Annotated in this window: 21 protein-coding genes; 18 read left to right on the plus strand and 3 right to left on the minus strand. The window is 67.7% G+C overall.

What is annotated here, in order from left to right; translation table 11 throughout:
• From ACQ754_RS00535 to ACQ754_RS00585, 11 genes are all read left to right on the plus strand, one after another.
• The gene (locus ACQ754_RS00535) at positions 1-1,122 is read left to right on the plus strand and encodes a glycosyltransferase family 4 protein (RefSeq protein ID WP_440995028.1); all 1,122 of its coding nucleotides are present in this window, start codon (positions 1-3) and stop codon (positions 1,120-1,122) included.
• A gap of 69 nt (positions 1,123-1,191) precedes the next feature.
• Positions 1,192-1,614 (plus strand): hypothetical protein, encoded by a 423-nt coding sequence (locus ACQ754_RS00540; protein WP_440995029.1) that lies wholly within the window; start codon positions 1,192-1,194, stop codon positions 1,612-1,614.
• Between the two features lies 1 nt (position 1,615).
• The gene (locus ACQ754_RS00545; protein ID WP_440995030.1) at positions 1,616-2,221 is read left to right on the plus strand and encodes a type II toxin-antitoxin system MqsA family antitoxin; all 606 of its coding nucleotides are present in this window, start codon (positions 1,616-1,618) and stop codon (positions 2,219-2,221) included.
• Positions 2,218-2,652, plus strand: coding sequence for a hypothetical protein (locus ACQ754_RS00550; RefSeq protein ID WP_440995031.1), 435 nt, complete (start codon positions 2,218-2,220; stop codon positions 2,650-2,652). Before ACQ754_RS00545 ends, ACQ754_RS00550 begins: the two co-directional genes overlap by 4 nt.
• Before the next feature lie 135 nt (positions 2,653-2,787).
• Positions 2,788-3,651: a sulfotransferase family protein gene (locus ACQ754_RS00555; RefSeq protein WP_440995032.1), complete on the plus strand. Its 864-nt coding sequence runs from the start codon at positions 2,788-2,790 to the stop codon at positions 3,649-3,651.
• A gap of 130 nt (positions 3,652-3,781) precedes the next feature.
• Positions 3,782-4,117, plus strand: coding sequence for a DUF1778 domain-containing protein (locus tag ACQ754_RS00560; protein ID WP_440995033.1), 336 nt, complete (start codon positions 3,782-3,784; stop codon positions 4,115-4,117).
• Positions 4,062-4,580, plus strand: a complete 519-nt coding sequence (locus ACQ754_RS00565) for a GNAT family N-acetyltransferase (RefSeq protein ID WP_440995034.1) — start codon at positions 4,062-4,064, stop codon at positions 4,578-4,580. Before ACQ754_RS00560 ends, ACQ754_RS00565 begins: the two co-directional genes overlap by 56 nt.
• A 204-nt stretch (positions 4,581-4,784) precedes the next feature.
• Positions 4,785-5,939: a LegC family aminotransferase gene (locus tag ACQ754_RS00570; protein WP_440995035.1), complete on the plus strand. Its 1,155-nt coding sequence runs from the start codon at positions 4,785-4,787 to the stop codon at positions 5,937-5,939.
• 120 nt (positions 5,940-6,059) lie between these two features.
• The gene (locus ACQ754_RS00575; RefSeq protein ID WP_440995036.1) at positions 6,060-7,247 is read left to right on the plus strand and encodes a UDP-N-acetylglucosamine 4,6-dehydratase; all 1,188 of its coding nucleotides are present in this window, start codon (positions 6,060-6,062) and stop codon (positions 7,245-7,247) included.
• Positions 7,248-7,249: 2 nt separating this feature from the next.
• Positions 7,250-7,915, plus strand: coding sequence for a sugar transferase (locus tag ACQ754_RS00580; protein WP_440995037.1), 666 nt, complete (start codon positions 7,250-7,252; stop codon positions 7,913-7,915).
• Positions 7,916-8,161: 246 nt separating this feature from the next.
• Positions 8,162-8,722, plus strand: coding sequence for a flavin reductase family protein (locus ACQ754_RS00585; RefSeq protein ID WP_440995038.1), 561 nt, complete (start codon positions 8,162-8,164; stop codon positions 8,720-8,722).
• A 182-nt stretch (positions 8,723-8,904) separates the two neighbouring features.
• On the opposite strand, the gene ACQ754_RS00590 is transcribed toward ACQ754_RS00585, so the two are convergent.
• Both ACQ754_RS00590 and ACQ754_RS00595 read right to left on the minus strand, forming a co-directional pair.
• The gene (locus ACQ754_RS00590) at positions 8,905-9,339 is read right to left on the minus strand and encodes a type II toxin-antitoxin system VapC family toxin (RefSeq protein ID WP_440995039.1); all 435 of its coding nucleotides are present in this window, start codon (positions 9,337-9,339) and stop codon (positions 8,905-8,907) included.
• Positions 9,339-9,581: a type II toxin-antitoxin system Phd/YefM family antitoxin gene (locus ACQ754_RS00595; RefSeq protein WP_440995040.1), complete on the minus strand. Its 243-nt coding sequence runs from the start codon at positions 9,579-9,581 to the stop codon at positions 9,339-9,341. Before ACQ754_RS00595 ends, ACQ754_RS00590 begins: the two co-directional genes overlap by 1 nt.
• A gap of 350 nt (positions 9,582-9,931) precedes the next feature.
• Between ACQ754_RS00595 and ACQ754_RS00600 the strand changes: the two genes are divergently transcribed.
• From ACQ754_RS00600 to ACQ754_RS00630, 7 genes are all read left to right on the plus strand, one after another.
• Complete coding sequence (locus ACQ754_RS00600; protein ID WP_440995041.1) at positions 9,932-10,969, plus strand: polysaccharide biosynthesis/export family protein; 1,038 nt, start codon at positions 9,932-9,934, stop codon at positions 10,967-10,969.
• A gap of 49 nt (positions 10,970-11,018) precedes the next feature.
• Positions 11,019-13,397: a GumC family protein gene (locus ACQ754_RS00605; protein ID WP_440995042.1), complete on the plus strand. Its 2,379-nt coding sequence runs from the start codon at positions 11,019-11,021 to the stop codon at positions 13,395-13,397.
• Between the two features lie 14 nt (positions 13,398-13,411).
• Positions 13,412-14,635, plus strand: a complete 1,224-nt coding sequence (locus ACQ754_RS00610; RefSeq protein WP_440995043.1) for a tetratricopeptide repeat protein — start codon at positions 13,412-13,414, stop codon at positions 14,633-14,635.
• Positions 14,632-16,284 carry a hypothetical protein gene (locus tag ACQ754_RS00615; RefSeq protein ID WP_440995044.1) on the plus strand — a complete coding sequence of 551 codons (1,653 nt, stop codon included), beginning with the start codon at positions 14,632-14,634 and terminating at the stop codon, positions 16,282-16,284. The genes ACQ754_RS00610 and ACQ754_RS00615 overlap by 4 nt, the downstream gene beginning before the upstream one ends.
• A gap of 13 nt (positions 16,285-16,297) precedes the next feature.
• Positions 16,298-17,644, plus strand: coding sequence for an O-antigen ligase family protein (locus ACQ754_RS00620; RefSeq protein WP_440995045.1), 1,347 nt, complete (start codon positions 16,298-16,300; stop codon positions 17,642-17,644).
• Positions 17,645-17,651: 7 nt separating this feature from the next.
• Positions 17,652-18,461, plus strand: a complete 810-nt coding sequence (locus ACQ754_RS00625; protein WP_440995046.1) for a tyrosine-protein phosphatase — start codon at positions 17,652-17,654, stop codon at positions 18,459-18,461.
• Positions 18,462-18,619: 158 nt separating this feature from the next.
• Positions 18,620-19,378, plus strand: a complete 759-nt coding sequence (locus ACQ754_RS00630) for a FecR domain-containing protein (RefSeq protein WP_440995047.1) — start codon at positions 18,620-18,622, stop codon at positions 19,376-19,378.
• Positions 19,379-19,592: 214 nt separating this feature from the next.
• On the opposite strand, the gene rfaH is transcribed toward ACQ754_RS00630, so the two are convergent.
• Entirely contained in the window at positions 19,593-20,102 is a 510-nt protein-coding gene (rfaH, locus tag ACQ754_RS00635; protein ID WP_440995652.1) for a transcription/translation regulatory transformer protein RfaH, read from the minus strand.
• Positions 20,103-20,165 lie beyond the last annotated feature (63 nt).

Below are 20,165 nucleotides of genomic sequence, written 5' to 3' on the forward strand. Positions count from 1 at the left end.
ATGCCGGAGACTGTTGCCTTTGCGGCCAACCGCGGCTACGCCCTTACCAGCTCTCGGGAGGCGATCATTCGTCGCTTCTTGGAGGGCGGCTGGCGTGTGGTTCTGGCTACCGCTGATGATGAGGAAGCGCGGTATCTGGCCGGCCTGGGTGCCGTGCTGGAGCCGGTTTCCTTCAATCGAGGCGGCCTTGCTCCGGGCACCGACTGGCGCGCTTGGTGGCGGATGCGGGCGATTTATCGCCAGTGGCGGCCGACGCTGGCGCACCACTTCCACGCTAAGCCGGTGATGGTCGGTACTCTGGCTGCGCGGCAGGTGCTTGGGTCTGCGCCGGCGGTGGTCAATACCATCACCGGCCTTGGGCATGCCTTTATTACTGGCGGTGTAGTCGCACGGTTGGCCGGGCTGGGCTACCGGGCGGCCCTCCCTCGTAGCGATGTGACGATTTTCCAGAACCGGGACGACCGGCAGCTCTTCCTTGACCGCGGCTGGGTGCCGCAGGAGCGGGCGCGTTTGATCGGGGGCTCCGGCATCGACCTGGACCGGTTTGGGTACATTGATCGGGCGGGCCGTCAGACTGCTCCGGTGGTCATCATGATGGGCCGATTGCTGGGCCAGAAGGGCATCCCGGAGTTTGCCGAGGTGGCGCGCCGTGTCCGGGAGCGGTGGCCGGGGGTGCGCTTCCTCCTGGCCGGTGAGGAAGAGCCGGACCATCCCGATGGGCTGACAGCGGAGTGGATCCGCGAGCAGGGCAGTGTTGAATACCTGGGGCGCCTGGCCGATGTGGGACCTCGGTTGGCGGAGGCGGATCTGATGCTCTTTCCTTCCTACTACCGCGAGGGCGTGCCCCGGGCGGTGATGGAGGCGGCCGCCACCGGGCTGCCCACCGTGGCCTTTGATGTCCCGGGCGTTCGCGAGGCGGTGCGCGATGGCGAGACCGGCTATCTGGTTCCGGATCGGAACGTGGATGCCCTGCATGCCCGGGTGGTCCAGCTCCTGGAAGACGAGGAAAAGCGCCTGACTTTGGGGCAAGCTGCCCGCCAGTTGGCCGAGGAGGCCTTCGATATCCGCGCCATCCAGGAGCAGTACTGGAATATCTATCGGGAATTCGGGGGGCCCGCATGAGGGGCTTCTTGGGGTCTGTGGCAGGTTGATCGGAAGTGATTGAAGGGTTGTCAGGGAAGGCTTATCATAATGATAAATGGGCCGGTCAACGTCAGTGCCTACGAGGGGACTCCGCCAGACGAGGACGAGGATCGCTCGATTGTGGGTGGTCCTCTCTATGACGCGAAAGCCGTGCTGGCGCTCACCAGGGCGGACGAGCTGGCTTTCTGGAGCCGTGGCGCCATTCGGGATGCCCAGAAATGGAGTCTTGAGGTATCCGACGTCTGCCGGCTGGTCGAGCTGGCCATTCGACAGGGCAGCTATCTGGGTGCGCAGTGGTGCGTGCAGAAGCCAAATGGCCCGTGGGCGGCCTGCGACACCTATAAGGTCACTCGGGAGGAGTGGCTGGAGGCTGTTCGAGGGACGATGCCCGTCACTTACTACTTGAAGTTCTGCGTTGCGAAGACCGGCACTGTGCTGTTCTCGGTCTCCAACCACCCGGAGGGAACGTGATATGAGCCAGTCCAACGCCAATGAGCGGCGCGTCTGTCCTGCCTGTGGTGAGGGGCGGCTCGAGCCCGTGGAAGGTAGCCAGCGAGTCGAGCATGCCGGTGTCCACGGGACCCTGCCGCTGCACTATGCCGTTTGTAGCGTGTGTGGCTCCGAGATTGCGAGGGAAGCCGAGGCCCGCGCGAACAAGCGGGCCATGATCGCGTTTCGCAAACGTGCGGAGGGCTTGCTTACGGGGGCGGAGATGCGCCAGGCGCGCCGCGCTATGGGTCTGACGCAGGCGCAAGCGGCTGAGCTGTTCGGGGGCGGCAAGGTTGGGTTCTCCCGCTATGAAAATGACGATATCGCCCAGAGCGAGGCGATGGACAGCCTGGTGCGGATCTGTCTCGAACAACCCGAAAACCTGATCCGCCTGGCGGCGCTCAAGGAGGTTCGACTAGGTGCTGTGCTGCCGCAGCGACGGCCGGTCGACGAATTCGCGTATGACCGCATTTCGGCGATCAAACGTACGCTGGAGCATCAGATCCGCCCTGAGAGGGTGACCGGTGGGCCGGTGAGCCCGCATCCCAAGGTGGTGGATATCCAGCGCTGGAGGAAGGCGGTCGCATGAAGCCCAGCCCGCTTACCCTGCACGGTATCCAGTTCGTGCGGGTGCACGTGGAAACCGACCTCGAGTCCGAAAACAGGGCGGATGACTTCCGGTTCGATGGACAGACCCTGCAATGGGGTCTGGATCACGGTCGCGACGAAGATAATGGCACTTGGTGGGTCGCCGTGGGGTTCGGGACCCACCAGGCGGAGGATGAGCCCCGCTGTCCCTACATCCTCGACGTACAGGCGGTGGGTATCGTCTCCGTGTCGGAGGACTACCCCGCGGAAAGACACGAGAAGCTGGCCTGCGAGTACGGCGCGGCGCTGGTGTATGGCGCCATTCGCGAAATGGTCACCAATATCACGGGCCGTAGTCTGGCCGGGCCGCTTGTGCTGCCGACGCCGAACTTCATCGGTGCGCTGGAAAGCCGGGAAAACGATGACCAATGATTTCTGGCCAGGCAAGGGACACCTTTATTGTCTGATATTGGGCTGCACTCCCCGCCAGCTGGTGGAGGAGGCCTCCGATATCCGCGCCGTCCAGGAGCAGTACTGGAGTAACTATCGGGAACTCGGGGAGCCGGCATGAGGGAGCCGGGTTATCAGCCGGTTGTGATCATCGGCGCGCCCCGCTCTGGCACCAACATGCTGCGCGATGTGCTGTGCAGCCTGGACGGCGTGGCCACTTGGTCCTGCGATGAGATTAATTACATGTGGCGCCACGGCAACCAGCGCTACCCCTCCGATGAGTTGCCGCCGGAGCGGGCGATAGAGCCGGTGCGGCGCTATATCCGCCGGCAGTTCGACTGGGTGGCGCGGCGTTATGGGGTGGAGACGGTCGTCGAGAAGACCTGCGCCAACTCCCTGCGCGTGCCCTTTGTGGATGCAGTGGTTCCGGAGGCGAAGTATCTCTTCATCCGGCGGGACGGGCTGGATGCCGTGGGCTCGGCCATGGCCCGCTGGACCGCCCCGCTGGATATCCCCTACCTCGCGCGCAAGGCGCGTTTCGTGCCGGCCACGGATCTGCCGTATTACGCCGGTCGCTACTTCTGGAGCCGGGTCTATCGGCTCTTCTCCCGGGAGCAGCGCCTGGCCTTCTGGGGCCCGCAGATGGACGATATGGACGACCTCCTGGCCCGGCATCCGCTGGATGAGGTCTGCGCCATCCAGTGGCAGCGCTGCGTGGAGCAGTCCCGCCAGGCCTTTGAGGCCATGGACTCGAGCCGGTGGCTGGAGGTGGGCTACGAGGACTTCGTGAGCCGTCCGCAGGAGGAGCTGGGCCGGATTGTCGATTTCCTGGACCTGCCGGCGGGCCGCGATGCCCGGGCCGAGGCCGTGAGCGGCGTGCGCGCGGGCAGCATCGGCAAGGGGCGTGCGGCGCTGGACGGCGAGGCCATTCAGCGGCTGGAGTCGCTGGTCGGTGAGACGCTGCGGTGGCGGGGGCATTGATGGTGATCGCGACGCTCCCACAAAGGGCGTGCTCCTGTGCGGGCAGTTGACTTTCTCCTCTTGTGTGCCAATCTGGCACCACTAGCTACAAGCGGGTCGTCAAGGGTCCGATAACCATTGAGGTGTCGCCATGACAGCGGCAAGTGAAAAAGGGCGGGAAAAGCGGCTGGTCGCCCGCGCCAATGCTGAGATCCATCAGAAGATCGCGGAGGCGGCAGAGCTGCAGGGGTCCACCGTTTCCCAGTTCCTGCTGGATGCGGCGCTGGAGCGTGCCGGCGAGGTCACTGAGCGGGCCACGCGGATCAATACCAGCCGTGCGGCCTTCGAGAATATGATGGAGGCCCTGGACCAGCCGCCACGCCCGCTGCCCCGTCTGCGGCAGGTGGCGCGACGGTACAAGGAAGAGGTCCATGTCCCGGATCCGGAAACAGCAACTGGGCAGGAACCACCACCGCGCGGGCTTTGACTGCGGGGTCGAAGCGCTCAATAGCTTCCTACGGAATACGGCACGGCGACAGGACGAACGCCATCTTGTTCGTACTACGGTGCTGGTCGATATCAATGCCCCCGAACGCATCCTGGCGTACTACTCCACGGCTCCCTGCGAGATCATACCGCCGCCCGGGGTGCGTGCCTGGAAGAGTTACCCGCACCCTGTGCCCTTCCTGCGGATGGCCCGTCTCGCTTCGGACGTGAGTGTCCAGGGGCAGGGCTTCGGTGAACTGGCGCTGCTCGCCGCCATTGAGGATGCGGCTACCATCTCCCGGGGGTTTACCGCCATTGGCGGCCTCGTTGTGGATGCGAAGGACCCGCGTGCCGCTGCCTTTTACGAGAAGTTCGGCTTTGTCCGAATCGAACAAGCTGGGCTTCAGCTGTTCATGCCCATCCAGGACTGCTTGTCGGTGATGGGTGAATCGCATGATTCATGACAGGGGGTGCGGTTCACCGGAGGCGTGCCATCAAGATCGCATGGCGACGGTTGGAGGCCATTCGCCAGACGTGGGACCGGAGCGTGTCCTCGGCAAGCGGCGCGCCGCGCTGGACGGCGAGCCCATCGAGCGGCTGGAGTCGCTGGTCGGTGAGACGCTGCCGCGGTCTGGCTACGCGTGACCAACAGTGAACGGGATGTGGGTTTGCACGAGCAACTGATTGCGGCAGTCCGCGCCATCTATGGCGAGGAAGGCTTCATCCCCCTGCACCGGCCGGTGTTCGAGGGGGATGAGAAGGCCTACCTCACCGACTGCGTGGACTCCAACTTCGTCTCCTCCGTGGGGGCGCGGGTAACGGCGTTCGAGGAGCGGGTGGCCGATTTCGTGGGCGCGCGGCATGCGGTGGCGACGGTCAACGGCACGGCGGCCCTGCACGCGGCCCTGGTGGTGGCCGGGGTGGAGCCCGGGGACGAGGTGCTGACCCAGGCGTTGACCTTTGTGGCCACCTGTAACGCCGTGGCCTATACCGGGGCGGAGCCGGTCTTCGTCGATGTGGACGAGGACACGCTGGGGCTCTCGCCGGAGGCGGTGCGCCGCTATCTGGAGGCCCATGCCGACGTCGGCGAGGGCGGGGCCTGCATCAACCGCTCCACTGGCCGGCGCATCGTTGCCTGCCTGCCCATGCACACCTTTGGCCATCCGGTGCGCATCGCCGAGCTGGTGGCGGTCTGTGAGGACTACGGCATCCCGGTGGTGGAGGATGCCGCCGAGTCCCTGGGCAGCTGGGTGGGCGAGCACCATACCGGCACCTTCGGCCGGTTGGGGACGCTGAGCTTCAACGGCAACAAGGTGATCACCACCGGGGGCGGGGGGATGATCGTCACTGACGATGACGAGCTCGCCGCCCGTGCCCGCCATCTCACCACCACCGCGAAGGCGCCCCACGGCTACGAGTTCTTCCACGATGAGCTCGGCTTCAATTACCGAATGCCCAATCTCAATGCCGCCCTCGGGTGTGCCCAGCTGGATCGGCTGCCGGATATGCTCGCGGCCAAGCGCGAGGTGGCGCGGCGCTATGCCGAGTTCTTTGCCGATCGGCCGGAGGTGTTGGTGAGCGAGCGGGCGGGCACGACGGCGAATTACTGGCTCAACGCCGTGCGTCTCGATTCTCGGGAGGAACGTGACGCGCTGCTGGCCTACACCAATGAGCGCGAGGTGATGACCCGGCCGATCTGGCGGCTGATGACCGAGCTGCCGATGTACCGGCACTGCTGGCACGACGGGTTGGAGGTCTCGCGGTGGCTCGAGGAGCGGGTGGTAAATCTGCCGTCTTCGGTGCCGGATGGCTGGCTGACATAAGGGATGTCGGATGCCGCCTGCGGCGGTATCCGACCTACGCAGCTGCGGGGATCGTGTGGATCGCCTGCAAGGCAGGCTCCTACGGCGGAATTGTAGGGCAATGGGAGCAATGGAAAAGGCATGGATGTTCTTTCCTTGATCGGGCGCGAGGCGCCCTTGTTTGATGAGGACCTCGCGCAGAACCGGGGGCTGCTGGCGGAGCGGGTGGCCGGCGGGCGCTTCCTGGTCATCGGCGGGGCCGGGACCATCGGCCAGGCGGTGGTGCGGGAGATCTTCCGCCGCAATCCCGCCGCGCTGGATGTGGTGGACATCAGCGAGAACAACCTCGTGGAGCTCGTGCGCGATCTGCGCAGCAGCATCGGCTATATCGACGGCGACTTCCGCACCTTCGCCCTGGACGCCGGCTCGGTGCCCTTCGATGCCCTGATGCGGGAGGCGGGCGGCTACGACTACGTGCTCAACCTCTCGGCGCTCAAGCATGTGCGCTCGGAGAAGGACCCCTACAGCCTCATGCGCATGGTGGCCGTCAACATCGAGAACACCCTGAGCACGGCCCGCTGGGCGCGGGAGAAAGGGGCGGGGAAGTATTTCTGCGTCTCCACCGACAAGGCGGCCGCGCCGGCCAATATGATGGGGGCGAGCAAGCGCATCATGGAGCTGTTCCTGATGCGCGAGAGCGAGACGTTGCCGGTGTCTATGGCGCGGTTCGCCAACGTCGCCTTCTCCGACGGCAGCCTGCTCCATGGCTTCAACCAGCGCATGGCCAAGCGCCAGCCGCTGTCCGCGCCCAATGACGTGCGCCGCTACTTCGTCACCGACCGGGAGTCCGGGGAGCTCTGCCTGCTCTCCTGCCTGCTTGGCGAGAACCGGGATATCTTTTTCCCCAAGTTGAGCGAGCGGCTGCACCTGACGACCTTCTCCGAGATCGCCGAGCGCTACCTCGCCGCGCGGGGGTATGAAGCGGTGCGCTGCGAGAGCGAGGAGGAGGCGCGGCGCAGCGTGGACAAGCTGGCTGCCCGTGGCCAGTGGCCCTCCTACTTCTTCGCCAGCGACACCACCGGCGAAAAGGACTTCGAGGAGTTCTACCTCGAGGGCGAGGACCTGGACTGGGGGCGCTTCGAGAACGTGGGGGTGATCCGCAACCCCGCCCGCTACAACGCCGCGAAGCTGGACGCCTTCCTCGCCGAGATCCAGCGCCTGCGCGCCGCCGAAACCTGGGAAAAGGCCGACCTGGTGGGTCTGTTCCATGTGATGGTCCCCGAGTTCGCGCACAAGGAGACGGGCCGTTACCTGGACGGCCGGATGTGAGTATGCAGCGATTGTTTGATGTGATTTTTGCGGGGCTGGCGCTGGTGGTGCTGGCGCCGCTGCTGATTCCGGTGGTGATAATCCTGCGCGGTACCGGCGAGGGCGAGATCTTCTTTCGCCAAGAGCGGATCGGCAAGGGCGGGGCGCCGTTCGGGCTGCTCAAGTTCGCCACCATGCTCAAGGACAGCCCCAACATGGGCACCGGCACGGTGACGGTGACCAACGACCCGCGGGTGCTGCCCTTCGGGCGATTCCTGCGCAAGACCAAGATCAACGAGCTGCCGCAGCTGATCAATATCCTCAAGGGGGATATGAGTCTCATCGGCCCGCGGCCGCAGACCCGGCGTTGCTTCGAGGCCTTCCCGCCGGAGGCGCAGGCCGAGATCGTCAAGGTGCGGCCGGGGCTCTCCGGGGTCGGCTCTATCGTCTTTCGCGGCGAGGAGGAGATGTACGAGGGCACCGACGACCCCGATCGCCTCTACGATGAGGTGATCATGCCCTACAAGGGGGAGTTGGAGCTCTGGTACGTGCGCCACGGTAACCTGTTGCACTATTTCCTGCTCATTGCGCTGACTGCCTGGGTGGTGGCGTTCCCCGGTAGCCAGCTGTTCTGGCGGCTGTTTCGGGAGTTGCCGGAACCGCCCGCGGAGCTAGCGGGGAAGGTCTAGGCAGCCCTCGCGTCCCGGGGGGCAGGTCTTGGGGGATCAGATGCCGCGGTCCAGGCTGCCGTGCGCGAGGCGCTAGGTACACTTTGAACCGCTGCCGGGGAGACACCGCCCCTCGCCATCGACGCCGATTTCATGGCCGTTCCCGGTCTGCAGGTCCATACCGTTTGGAGCACGTCCCCATCATGACGTGGGCTTTGGAGCCCGGAGTCGGATACTCGGCCCGCAGCGAGGCGGGGAGAAATCGCCATGACAGGGAATGACTGGCAGCCATATCCCGTGGAGCGAGCGCGGCGCTATCTGGAACCGGGCCCGGTGGTGCTGGTGTCGTCGGCGTGGGCGGGCCAGCGCAACGTGATGACGCTCGGCTGGCACACGGTGATGGAGTTCTCGCCGTCGCTGGTCGGCTGCATGATCTCCGCGGGCAACTACAGCTTCGAGTTAATCCGCGGAGCCGGTGAGTGCGTCATCAACCTGCCGACCCTGGAGTTGCTCGACGCGGTCGTGGGCGTGGGCAATACCAGCGGTGCCGTGGTGGATAAGTTCGAGCGCTTCGGCCTCAGCGCGGAACCGGCGGAGGCCGTGGCGGCACCGCGGATCGGCGAGTGCCACGCGGCGTTCGAGTGCCGGCTGGCCGAGGACCGCCTGGTCGCGGACTACAACTTCTTCGTCTGGGAGATTGTGCGGGCCTGGGTGAAGCCGGTGCCGGAACGGCCGCGGACAGTACACTACAGCGGTGATGGCGTGTTCATGGTCTCGGGGGAGACCGTTGACCGGAGCGTGGACTTCCGGCCGGAGATGCTGCCGTAGCGCGCGATTCCGTCCGGGTGTGGGAGCGCGCCTTGCGCGGGAATGTTCGCCTGCAGGGCAGGCTCCTACGGCTGCGGGATCGATGCGGGTGTAGGAGCGCGCCTTGCGCGCGAAGAGTCGCCTGCGAGGCAGGTGCCTACGGGGGGCGGTCGGGTGGTGAAGTTCTTCAGCGGTAGGGTTCGCTACGTGGCACTGTTCAGGATGGGGATCTCCGTGACGGTGGTGAAGTCCCGGTCATGGGTGACAAGCGCTGAACAGCTGGTGTGGATGGCGGTGGCTACCTGAATCGCATCCGGTAGCTTGAGACCGTATCGCGTTCGGATGCGCGCGGCCGTGAAGGATAACGGGGCGTCGACCGCCTGGACGTGCCAGTTGTGGCTGTTTAGCAGGCTTTGGTAGTAGCGATCGGCAAGGATCTCGTCGCCGTTGCGCAGGGGGCCGGTCAGGAATTCCGCTAATGTTACGGTGGATACCACGCCATGGAGGGTGCCTGCCTCGATGCGCTCGAAAACCGGGAGATAGGGCTCGAGGAGGGTCGGGTGGTCCTCCATCAGGTAGATAATGGGTGCGGTATCGATGGTGACCCATGCGCCCTCGGGGAGCTCGGAGGCCTCCATCAGTCCCACTCTTCCCGTAGGGCGGCCACCGTGTCGGCGGGCCTCTCCCCCCAAAGCCCTGCCCCGGAGCCGCGCAAACCGAGTAAGCCGCCCTGTGCGGATGGCAGCCGGTACTGGTCCGGGGATGCAAGGACGGCGTAGGGCTTACCCCGTTTCATGATGAGGGAAGGCTCGCCGCTATGGGCCCGGTCCAATAGCTCCGGTAATTGGCGTCGGGCGGCTTCGGATCCAATCTTTTCCATGTCGTCCTCCTTGTCCTGTACGTACAGTACAGGAGCCTAAGGGGGTGAACAAGATGGGTTCGTATCGCCTGCAGGGCAGGCTCCTACGGCTGCGGGGGTCGATCCGGGTGTAGGAGTGCGTCTCGCGCGCGAGGCATGCCCCTACGATGCGAACGTCATGTCGTTCGTCGGGTGTGACGATGGTCGACCTTCGGGCCTTTTTCGGCTTTCTGTTAAACTAACGCACAGATAACGGTGGCGCGGTGCCACCGGGCTAATCTGCCACGTGGCTATGGGGGCGCAGGGATATGTGCGACGGCACTCGTGTATCGCCGGCGAGGCCGGGTCCTACAGGGATGGCTCCGGCAAGGATGTTGGTGTGGCTGGTGTTGCTCGCCCTGGCGGTTGTTCTTGCGGGCTGTGCCGGCCAGCCCACTGCCGGGACCGCGGCCTCGGATTTTCAGCAGGATCGCTCCCAGCAGGCACGGGTGGACAAGCTCAACGAGCAACTCGCCGTGCAGTCCGCCATGGGCGGGGGCGGCGATCCGATCCAGCGGGAGCGGGAATCCTACCGCCTCGGCCGTGACGATCTCATTGAGATCACTGTCCTCGGTGTGCCGGAGCTTGCCCGGGAGGTCCGCATCGACGGCGACGGCATGGTCACCTTGCCGCTCATCGGCGAGGTGAATGTGGCGGACAAGACCGTCCAGGGGGCCTCGGAGCTCATCGCCGACCGCTATGAGGAGTCCTATCTGCGTGACCCCCAGGTGAGCGTGCTGGTCAAGGAATACCGGAGCCTGCGCATCACCGTCCTCGGGTCCGTGCAGAAGCCCCAGGTCTACTCGGTGCAGCGCCGGTTGGGGCTGCTTGAGGCACTCGCGCTAGCCGGCGGGCTCACGGAGAAGGCGGGCCGGATGGTCTATGTCAACGACCGCGTGGATAACCCGGACGGTGAGGGGAAGATCCGCCGCAACCTGGTGGTCAGCCTCGATGAGGTTCTGGCGGGGGGTAGTGGGGCGGAAGACACGCCGGACCTGACCCTCAGTGACGGTGCCGTGATCAACGTCCCCGAGGCCGGCGTGATCTACGTGGAGGGGGCCGTCGAGAAGCCCGGCGTTTATCCGCTGCAGGGCGAGACTTCGGTGCTACAGGCCGTCACCATGGCTGGAGGGTTGCAGTTCAAGGCGAAGGATTCCGGCATCCGGGTCCTTCGTGCCAGCGGCGACGGAGGCGGTGCGGAAGAGTTCGGCGGGTTCAATATCAATACGCTGCGGAAGGATCCGGACCGGGGGCTTCAGCTGCGTGACGGCGATGTTGTGGTGGTGGAGGCGAGCGGCGTGAAATCCGCATTGCAGGGTATCGCAAATACCGCCAAGGGGATCTTCGGCTTCGGCTATTCCCTCAACTGACGCCCGATCCCCACCGGGTAAACGGAATTTTGCCGGAGAGCAGCTGATTATGCGTTCAGACGACGACCGGGACCAGCACCATCACCTGCAGCGCTATGAGGGCCGTTACCCCACCGAAACGGGTGGCGGTCGGGCGCTGACCCAGCCAGGCGGAATGGTGCCGCCGGAGTACGACGACGATGAGATTAGTCTTGCGGACCTGTGGCTGACCATCCGCAAGCACAAGTGGACCATCATCAGCTTCACCGCGCTGGTGGTGACGGCGACGGTGGTCGCCACCGCGCTGATGCGTCCGGTCTATAAGGCCACCGCCACCGTGCAGATCAACGAACAGGGTTCCCAGATCCTCGAATACCAGGATCTCGAGGGCACCGGCGGTGGAGGGGGGCGCGAGCGCAACTTCTACGCCACCCAGTACGAGATCCTCAAGAGCCGCTCCCTGGCCAGCACTGTGGTCGAAGATCTGGGCTTGGTCGACAACCCCGAGCTCAATGGCGAGATCGGCCAGCGCGGGGTAATGGCGGGCATCGGCCAGCTTAAGCAGGTGGTCTCCCAGGTGTTCGCCGACCAGGGCGACGCGGCCGCCGAGGAGGAGGCACCCACCCCCGAAGAGCGCCGCGCGATGGTGGTGCAACGCCTGCGCCAGAAGCTCACCGTCACCCCGGTGGGGGATTCCAAGCTGGTGGAGGTGAGCTTCGAGAGCTTCGACCCGGCGCTCGCCGCCCGGGTGAGCAACACCCTGGTGGACGAATACATCGATGCCAACCTGCAGCGCAACTACGACGCCGGCGACGAGGCGCGGGAGTTCCTGCAGAGTCAGCTCGCGGATATGCAGGCGAAGCTGGAGCGTTCCGATCAGAAGCTGCAGGACTTTGCCAAGGAGCGTGGCATCGCCGACCTGGACTCGCGCATCGAACTCGCCAACGAGAAGCTCGCCCAGCTGGAGACCAAGCTCACTGAGGTCCAGCAGGAGAAGCTGGCCACCAAGGTGAAGTATGACCGGATCCGGAACGGCAACGGCGACTCCCTGCCGGAGATCGTCAACAGCGAGATCCTTAATACCTTGCAGGAGCAGTTGGTGGAGCGGCGCTCCGAGTACTCGGAGCTCTCCGGCAAGTTCAAGCCGGAGTATCCCCGGATGGTGGAGCTGCAGAAGCGCATCACCGAACTCGAACAGCAGATCAGCCAGGAGACGGCCCGCATCAAGGAGAGCATCATCAGCCGCCACGAGGGGCTGGTGCAGCAGGAGGAGGCGATCAAGGAGTCCATTCAGGCCCAGGAGGGGCAGCTGCTCACCCTCAACCAGCGCGGGGTGCAGTACAACATCCTGAAGCGCGAGGTGGAGACCAACGAAGAGCTCTACAATGGCCTGCTCCAGCGTATGAAGGAGATCGGCGTCGCCGCGGGCGTGAAGGAGAACAACATCGCGGTGATCGACGAGGCTCGGGTGCCGCGGAACCCGTTCAAGCCGAACATGACGCTGAACGCCTCCCTGGCCCTGGTGCTCGGCGTCTTTGGCGGCACAGGCATTGCGTTCCTGCTGCAGTTCCTGGACAACACCGTGCGCCGGCCGGAGGACCTGGAGCAGATCGCCCACCTGCCCTCGCTGGGCCTGGTGCCGCGGGCGAAGAAGGGGCGCGGGCGGCGCGCCGCGGACGTGGAGGCCGACGAGCTGGCCTTCTACAGCATCACCCAGCCCCAGTCGGAGGTCTCCGAGGCCTTCCGCTCCCTGCGTACCAGCCTGATGTTCTCCTCACCGGAGGGCATGCCGGGGCGGCTGCTCATCACCAGCCCCGGGGCGGGCGAGGGCAAGACCACCGCCGCCACCAACATGGCCTGTGTGCTGGCCCAGAACGGCGAGCGGGTGCTCCTGGTGGATGCGGACCTGCGCAAGCCGCGGATGCACCGCATCTTTGATATCGCCCAGGTGCCCGGGCTAACCGAGCGCATTGCCCGGCGCAACCTGGCGGGGATGAACTGCATCCACCCCACCAACGTGCGCAACCTCTACGTGCTGCCCAGCGGCACCGTCCCGCCCAATCCGGCGGAGCTGCTGGCGCCGGAGCGGCTGCGCGCAGTGCTCGACGACGTCGGCGAGCTCTTCGATCACATCATCATCGATAGCGCCCCGGTGTTGGGGCTGGCCGATGCCCTGGTGCTCTCCCGCAGCGCCGACGGGGTGGTGCTCATCGCCTCCGGCGGCAAGACCACCAAGGAGAGCCTGCGCTACGCGGCGGGTCGGCTGCGCCAGGTCCGCGCGCCGCTGCTCGGCGGGGCGCTCAACGCAGTGGATCTCTCCAGCCCGGACTACAACTACTACACCAGCAATTACTACTACGCCTATGGCGAACCGGGGGACGGCGGTGCCGGCCTGCCGGCCCGGGCGGAGAACGCCAGTCGCCGCAGTGGCGGCCCCGACGGGGTCTGACCGGCCCCGGGCCTATGGGGCAGTGGCTGCGGCGTCTGGTGCTGGTGGGTGTCGCCCTGGCCATGGCGGCGGTGGCCGGGGCCGGCTACGTGGGCATTCAGCGCTCGCTCTCCGCGCAGCCGGAGGCCGCCTTCGACGTCGCCTGGCGCTGGCAACCGCTGGGTGGCCCGGCCTGGATTGCGGCCGCCCAACGCAGTCTGAACGCGCTGGAGGAGCGGGACGCCCGTAGCGGGATCCTCTCCGAGCTGGGCCGTCATTACCCACTGGCCCCGGGCCTGTGGCTGGGGCGGGCGCGCCTGGCACACGCCGCCGGTGATACGGAGGCCGTGGGCGAGCGTCTGCGCCTCGCCGTTACCCTCCAACCCGGCGATGCCGATCTCCACTGGGACGCCGCCATGCTATCGCTGCGCTCGGGGCGGGTGGACGAGGCCGTGGGCTATCTCCGCGATTATGTGCACCTGCGGCCGCGGCATGTGGCCAATGCGGTGCTGAGCGCCCGGCGCTGGGTGGCGGGGCCCGGTGCGGTGGTGGATCGAGTGGTGGGGGCGCATCTCCCTGCGCTGGAGCGGTTGCTGGGGCAGGCGGCGCGCTGGCGGGACTGGCCCCTGGCCGCCGCGGTCTGGGAACGGCTGCCGCCCGGGCTCAGGGGGGATGCGACCATCGCCGCCGATTACGCCGGCCGGCTGCTGCGGGACCGGCGCGTGGCGGAGGCGGTGCGTGTCTGGCGCGCGGCGGAGCCGGGCTTCGCGGCCGGCGCGGTCTCCAACGGCGGGTTCGAGTCGCCCCTCGCCGGGCGGGTGCCCTTCGACTGGCAGGTGCGTGCCCCGGAAGGCGTACGCGTCGAACGCGACGAGGGCGACGCGAACTCCGGCGAGGCCGCCCTGCGCCTGGCCTTTGACGGCGAGCACAACCTCCGGCTGCGCACGCCGCGGCAGTACGTGGTGGTCACACCCGGCGAGGAGTATCGGCTGACCGGCCAGTGGCGCTCGGACGGACTCACCACCCGCTCCCTCCCTTATTGGCGGGTGATCGGCGAGGGCGCGGAGCGGCGCGAGGGCCTGGCACGCATCGAGGCCCCGCGCTACGGCAGCTGGGATTGGCAGCCGTTCTCCGCCACGTTTACCGTGCCCGAGGGGATGGAGCTGATCCGGGTGGAGCTGCGGCGGGATCCCACCGATAATCTGGATCGCTTCATCGGCGGCGATCTCTACCTGGACGATATCGCGCTGGAGCCATGAGCGGGCAGTGTCGGCAAGCGGATCTGGAGGCCCTGCGGGACGGGCGTAGCGCGGAGCTCCCACGGGAGTGCGTCCCGGCGCTGCTCCACTGGCTCTGCGGGGCCCGCAGCGGCGAGGCCGCGACCGCCCATGCCGTGCTCGGCGATCCGCGGGAGCATCCGGAGCGGGTCCGGCGGGTCTATCACGCCCTGGACCGCTGGCTGTTCGTGGACACCGAGGTCATCCCTCCTTACGGCGGTGCCGACGAGCGCCGGGCGCGTTTTCGGCTGCTGAGCCGCACCTACCATCCCGACCGCTATCCCGAGCTCGCCGACTGGCTCGGCCCCCGGGCCCAATCGGTGAACGCCGCCTACACCGCCTTCCGTGTCGCCCCTGCCGACCGGTGGGAGACGCCTGTCGACAGCACGGCCGGGGACGGCCGCGGTGAATCCCGCGGCGGCAACGCCGCCGGGCCTGGGGTGGTGACCGGCGCGCCCCCGCCCGGGGCCGGCCGGACGAGGCCACCGGCGGCCCGGCCCCGGGAGTGGCTCATGCGCGCGCTGGCCCCCTTGGCCGGCACCCGCTTCCTGCCCCAGAAGATCCTGGCGCTGACGGCACTGGTGTGTGCCATTCCCATCGTCTACCTCTATGCCCAGCGCCTGCCGCCGCCCGAGGCGATGGTCCCGGACGCGCCACCGGTGGCGGAGGGGGGCGCTGCCGGCGAGCGCGATAAGGCCGCCGGCACGGTGCCTCGCAACTCGGCCACGGAGGCGCCGGGCCGTGGCCCCGCGTTGCTCGACCTGGCCATGGTGGATCGCCTCGCGGCCGCGCCCTGGCCGGTGATTCCGGCGGCGAAACCGGTGCAGGTGGTGGTCCGTAGCGGAGACCCGGCGCCGGGTGCTGCATCGGCTGAGGGAGCATCCGAGGCACCGCCGGATGAGAATGACGCGGCCCGGGGTGGGATGTCGCCGGAGCTCGCCGACGAGGTCCGGGTGGCGGCACTGGCGGTACGGCTGGCGTTGAGTCAGGGGGGGAGCCTGCGGCCGGCGGTTTCGGCGGCGGAGGGGACCCCGACAGAGCAGGCTGTTGCCGAGCCTGAACCCGAGCCCGAGCCCGAGCCTGAGCCTGAGCCTGAGCCCGAGCCCGAGCCCGAGCCCGAGCCCGAGCGGGAGCCACTGGATAATCGCCAGGAGCCGGAGCGCCAACCCGCCGACACGCCAGGGGCCCCAGCGGGGGAGCGGAACCCGGGCCCAGCGCCGCCCCAGCCGGCGGAGCCGGAAACGATCCTGGCCGCGGAGCCCGTGCCGTCCCCCGAAGAGCGGGCCCGGTCGGTGATGGCCCGATTCCGGGAACGCTTCGAGGGTGGTGACGCGGAGGCCCTTGTGAAGCTCGTGACGGCGGGGGTTCGGGAGAATGATAACCGCGGGCGGGACTGGTTCCGCGAGGCCTACGGCGGGCTCTTCGATCAGACCCGCGAGCGGGGCCTCGAGCTGGAGCTGGAGGCGGAACATATCCGCGACGGCGTGGTGCGGCTGTCCGGTCGTTACGCGATGACGCTGACCTACGACGATGGGCGCGAGGCCCGTGGTGAAGGGCCGATCACCTACCGCCTGCGCCGGGAGGACGGCGCCTGGAAGGTGGCGGCGATCCGCTACCCGGTGGACGGATAGGGGGAGCGAGCGGATGGCGGAGGCACACTGGGGGGCGACGGCGTTGGCCGGTAACCGGGACCGGCCGCACTGGCGCCAGCGCCTGAGCCTGGCGGTGCTGGTGGTCCTGATCCCGGTGCTGCCGGTGTTCCTGGGGGGGCGGACGCCGTTCCTGCCGGGCTATCTCGCCGATGTCGTACTGGTCGTGGCGATGGCGGCGGTGCTGGTGCTCCAGCTCTGGGACGGCCCTTCGCGGCGGCTGGGCCCCTGGGAACGCCGTCTGTGGCCGGCGGTGGCGGTGGTCTTCAGTGTGTACCTGCTGCTGCAACTGGTGCCGTTGCCGGCGCTGGCCCGGCTGCTCGGGCCGTATCCCGAGGCGCTGTGGGCCGCGTCCGGTCCGATCCCGGTCAGGTGGTCGCCGAACCCGGGGATGACGCTGCTCGGCTGGGCGGTGTTCCTGGCACTGTGGACGGCCGCCTATACGGTGCGGGTGATGCCCTCCCGGTATCTCGGCTGGCTGTGCCTGGCGGTGGCGGCGTCGGCGCTGTTCCAGGCCTTCTACGGGCTGCTGGCCCATGCCGGCGACAGCACCACCGTCCTCGGGATCTGGGAGCGGATCAGCCCGGACGCGGTCACCGGCACGTTCACCAACCGCAACCTCTACAGCGCCTACATGACCCTCACCGGTCCCATGGCCATCCTGGTGTGGTGGCTGCGGGAGGTACCCGGGCTCGGGCGGTTGCCCACGGTGACGCGGGTCGCGACCATGACCCTCGCGGTGGCCCTTGTCGTGATCGCGATGATGGCGACGGGCAGCCGCCAGGGGGCCATCGCCGGGGTGGTGGCCTTGCTGGTGGCGGGCTACCTGTGGCTGTACCGCGACATCGAGCCGGGGCCGCGCCGGCGTTGGGCCACGGCGGGGGTGGCCGCGCTGGTGGTGCTGGTGCTGCTCTGGTACGGGCCGGCGGTGATGCTGGAGCGCTTCGCCGAGCTCGGGATGGATTCCAGCCGCTGGGAGGTCTGGCAGTTGATGCTCGCCGAGCTGCCGGCGGTGCACTGGATCGCCGGAACTGGCCTGGGCAGCTTCGAGACGGTGTTCCGCACCGTGCAGACGGCGGAGCTGACCTCGCGCTACTCCTACGCCCACAATGACCTGCTGCAGTGGTGGCTGGAGACCGGGGTGCTGGGCCTGACGCTCCTGGCCCTGGTGGCGGGGGCGCTGCTGCGTCGCGCGACGCTCACCCGGCTGCGGGCGCCGGTGTATGGCGGGCTGGCCGCGGCGGCGGTGGTGGCGCTGGTGGACTTCAGCTGGCACATGACCGGTACGCAGCTGGTGATCGCCTGCTACATCGGGCTGTTGCTGCGGCCGGTACGGCGGTGAGGGGACCATGATCGACCTGCACGCCCATTATCTGCCCGGCATCGACGACGGCCCCAAGGAGCTGGAGCAGAGCCTGGAGATGGCGCGACTCGCGGCGGCGGACGGCATCACCGACGCCACCGTGACCCCGCACCACCTCAATGGCCGCTATCGGACGGATGCGGCGACGGTACGCGCGGCCCTGGCGGAGCTGCAAGCGGCGGTGGCGGATGCGGCCATCGCCCTGCGCCTGCATCCGGGCTCGGAGGTGCATCTGACCCCGGAGCTCCCCCAGGCGGTGGCGGACGGCTCCGCCATGACCGTCGCCGACCGGGGCCGGGCGGTGCTGGTGGAGCCGCCGGTGCACCACCTGCCCGTGGGGATGGAGGCCATCCTCTCCGAATGCCTGGTCCAGGGGGTGACGCCGATCATCGCCCATCCCGAGCGCTCCCGGCCCTTGCAGCAGGACATCGCCCCGGTGCGGCGCTGGGTGGAGATGGGTTGCCTGGTCCAGGTCACCGCCCAGAGCTTCACCGGTCGCTTTGGTCACAGCGCCCGGGACGCCGCCGCCGCCATGCTCGCCGAGGGGCTGGTCCACGTGCTCGCTTCCGACGGCCACCGGCCCTACGGGCGGACGCCGTGTATCGGGGAGGGCCGGGCGGTGGTGGCGGAGTGGCTCGGCGAGGCGGTGGCCGCCGAGATCACCGAGGTCATCCCCGCCGCGCTCCTCGCCGGCGAGGCCCCGGAGCGCAAACGCCTGCGCCGTTTGGTGGCGGAGGCCGTGGAGGCCCGCCGCCCGCGCCCGTCCTGGTGGCGCCGCCTCCTCGGTGCCAGGTAGGGGCGCGCCTTGCGCGCGAAGGGCCGGCAGAATTCGCCTGCGAGGCAGGCTCCTACGGGGGCCTGGATCCTGGGGACTACATCACACGTCGCGGTTGGATCGAGCGCACGGCTGTACTACGCTGTGCGTGGAAGGATACGTAAGCAGGAGCGCTCGTCATGAAGAATAAGCGGATCGCCACCCTCGCCGGTGCCGTTGTCGCCCCGCTGGTTTTGGGCTTCCAGGCCCAGGCAGCGGATGTATCGGTGCTGGGTGACTTGGAAGTGCGGGGCTCCGCCCAGGTCCGCGCCGAGGAAAGCGGCGCTCCGGTGCGCCTGTCCGACACCAGCTACGCCTATGTCTCCGGCGAGCGCATTCGGACCAGGGACAATGGCTCGGCGGTGCTACGCCTCGACGGGGGTGATCGCCTGGCCCTCGGGCCGCAGACCCGGGCGCGCATCGAGGGCGAGGCCGGCCGCTACTCCGTGGATCTCTCCGAAGGCTCCCTGGCGTATTCGGTCTCCCCGGAGTCTTCGCTGACCATCGACGCCGGCGGCAGCACGCTTGAGCCCGTCGGGGATGCCATCAAGCCGGTGAGCTCGGGTGACGAGCAACGGATCACCGGCTGGGTGTCGGTGGACGAGTCCGGCAAGGTCAACGTCAGCGCCCGCAGCGGTGACATGGAGGTGACCCGTGGTGGCAGCACCCGCGTAGTCAGTGCCGGTGAGTCCGTCAGCATCGATGGTAGCAGCGGCGAGCTCATCGCCGCGCAGGTGGAGGGCGCCGGCGGGGGCGGTGAGGGCCGCGCGGTGATCGGCCCCTTCGGCCTCAGCGGGGGCGAGCTGCTTACCCTTGTGGGCACCACCGTGGCGGTTACCGCTGGCGGCAATGAGGTGCTGGTGGACGACGACGACGGCGACGACCTCGCCAGCCCCTGATTGCCGGTTTAGCGGGTGAGGCGCATTGCGCTTCGCTCCATGCGCCCTACGCTGGCGTTCTGCAGCGTGCGGGTAAGCGGCGGCGGCGCGTCCCTTTTCGGGGCGCGCCGTTTTCGTTGGTGGGAATTCGCCTGCAGGGCAGGCTCCTACGGCGGGGTGTTCCGGGTGTAGGGGCGCGCCTCGCGCGCGAATGATTCGCCTGCGGGGCAGGATCCTACCGGTCTACGGGGGTTACGGCGTCGGCGGAGACGGTCAGGCGCTGACTGCGCTGCATGACCTCGAGGAGTACGAGGACGCGGTCCTCCCCGCGGGCGGCCTGGAACAGGGCCTCATAGCCGGCGAACGGGCCGGACTCGATGCGTACCCGCTGGTTGGGCTGCATACGCTGGAACGGGCGCAGGTCGACGGTACCTTCCTGGTCGGTGAGGCGTCCGCGTAGCTCCTCGATCACCCCATCCGGCACCGGGGCCGGACGTTCCCCGAAGCGGACGATGCCGCTGACCCCGCGGGTGGAGCGTATCGGCGCCCAGTTGTCGGTGCCGGCCTCGAGCTCGATGAATAGATAGCGCGGGAACAGCGACTCCACCCGGTCCACGGGCTTGCCGTTACGGCGGCCGCGCACCCGGGCGAGGGGGCGGTAGATGTGGTAGCCCTGATTGGCGAGGTGGGTTTCAGCGCGTTCGTCCTGACCCGGTTTGCATTGTACGGCGTACCAGCGTCCCATGCGGTCCCCTTCCATCAGTCCGGTGTGCATTGCATCACATCGTTGAAGTATATTATACGAAAC

The organism is Arhodomonas sp. SL1, assembly GCF_052060015.1.
GTDB lineage: Bacteria > Pseudomonadota > Gammaproteobacteria > Nitrococcales > Nitrococcaceae > Arhodomonas.

Excerpts from the sequence above, each read along its gene's own strand:
- ACQ754_RS00535 (WP_440995028.1), top strand. The coding sequence starts at position 1 with ATGCCGGAGACTGTTGCCTTTGCGGCCAACCGCGGCTACGCCCTTACC.
- ACQ754_RS00540 (WP_440995029.1), top strand. The coding sequence starts at position 1,192 with ATGATAAATGGGCCGGTCAACGTCAGTGCCTACGAGGGGACTCCGCCA.
- ACQ754_RS00545 (WP_440995030.1), top strand. The coding sequence starts at position 1,616 with ATGAGCCAGTCCAACGCCAATGAGCGGCGCGTCTGTCCTGCCTGTGGT.
- ACQ754_RS00550 (WP_440995031.1), top strand. The coding sequence starts at position 2,218 with ATGAAGCCCAGCCCGCTTACCCTGCACGGTATCCAGTTCGTGCGGGTG.
- ACQ754_RS00555 (WP_440995032.1), top strand. The coding sequence starts at position 2,788 with ATGAGGGAGCCGGGTTATCAGCCGGTTGTGATCATCGGCGCGCCCCGC.
- ACQ754_RS00560 (WP_440995033.1), top strand. The coding sequence starts at position 3,782 with ATGACAGCGGCAAGTGAAAAAGGGCGGGAAAAGCGGCTGGTCGCCCGC.
- ACQ754_RS00565 (WP_440995034.1), top strand. The coding sequence starts at position 4,062 with ATGTCCCGGATCCGGAAACAGCAACTGGGCAGGAACCACCACCGCGCG.
- ACQ754_RS00575 (WP_440995036.1), top strand. The coding sequence starts at position 6,060 with ATGGATGTTCTTTCCTTGATCGGGCGCGAGGCGCCCTTGTTTGATGAG.
- ACQ754_RS00580 (WP_440995037.1), top strand. The coding sequence starts at position 7,250 with ATGCAGCGATTGTTTGATGTGATTTTTGCGGGGCTGGCGCTGGTGGTG.
- ACQ754_RS00585 (WP_440995038.1), top strand. The coding sequence starts at position 8,162 with ATGACAGGGAATGACTGGCAGCCATATCCCGTGGAGCGAGCGCGGCGC.
- ACQ754_RS00590 (WP_440995039.1), bottom strand. The coding sequence starts at position 9,339 with ATGGAGGCCTCCGAGCTCCCCGAGGGCGCATGGGTCACCATCGATACC.
- ACQ754_RS00595 (WP_440995040.1), bottom strand. The coding sequence starts at position 9,581 with ATGGAAAAGATTGGATCCGAAGCCGCCCGACGCCAATTACCGGAGCTA.
- ACQ754_RS00600 (WP_440995041.1), top strand. The coding sequence starts at position 9,932 with ATGTTGGTGTGGCTGGTGTTGCTCGCCCTGGCGGTTGTTCTTGCGGGC.
- ACQ754_RS00605 (WP_440995042.1), top strand. The coding sequence starts at position 11,019 with ATGCGTTCAGACGACGACCGGGACCAGCACCATCACCTGCAGCGCTAT.
- ACQ754_RS00610 (WP_440995043.1), top strand. The coding sequence starts at position 13,412 with ATGGGGCAGTGGCTGCGGCGTCTGGTGCTGGTGGGTGTCGCCCTGGCC.
- ACQ754_RS00615 (WP_440995044.1), top strand. The coding sequence starts at position 14,632 with ATGAGCGGGCAGTGTCGGCAAGCGGATCTGGAGGCCCTGCGGGACGGG.
- ACQ754_RS00620 (WP_440995045.1), top strand. The coding sequence starts at position 16,298 with ATGGCGGAGGCACACTGGGGGGCGACGGCGTTGGCCGGTAACCGGGAC.
- ACQ754_RS00625 (WP_440995046.1), top strand. The coding sequence starts at position 17,652 with ATGATCGACCTGCACGCCCATTATCTGCCCGGCATCGACGACGGCCCC.
- ACQ754_RS00630 (WP_440995047.1), top strand. The coding sequence starts at position 18,620 with ATGAAGAATAAGCGGATCGCCACCCTCGCCGGTGCCGTTGTCGCCCCG.
- rfaH (WP_440995652.1), bottom strand. The coding sequence starts at position 20,102 with ATGGGACGCTGGTACGCCGTACAATGCAAACCGGGTCAGGACGAACGC.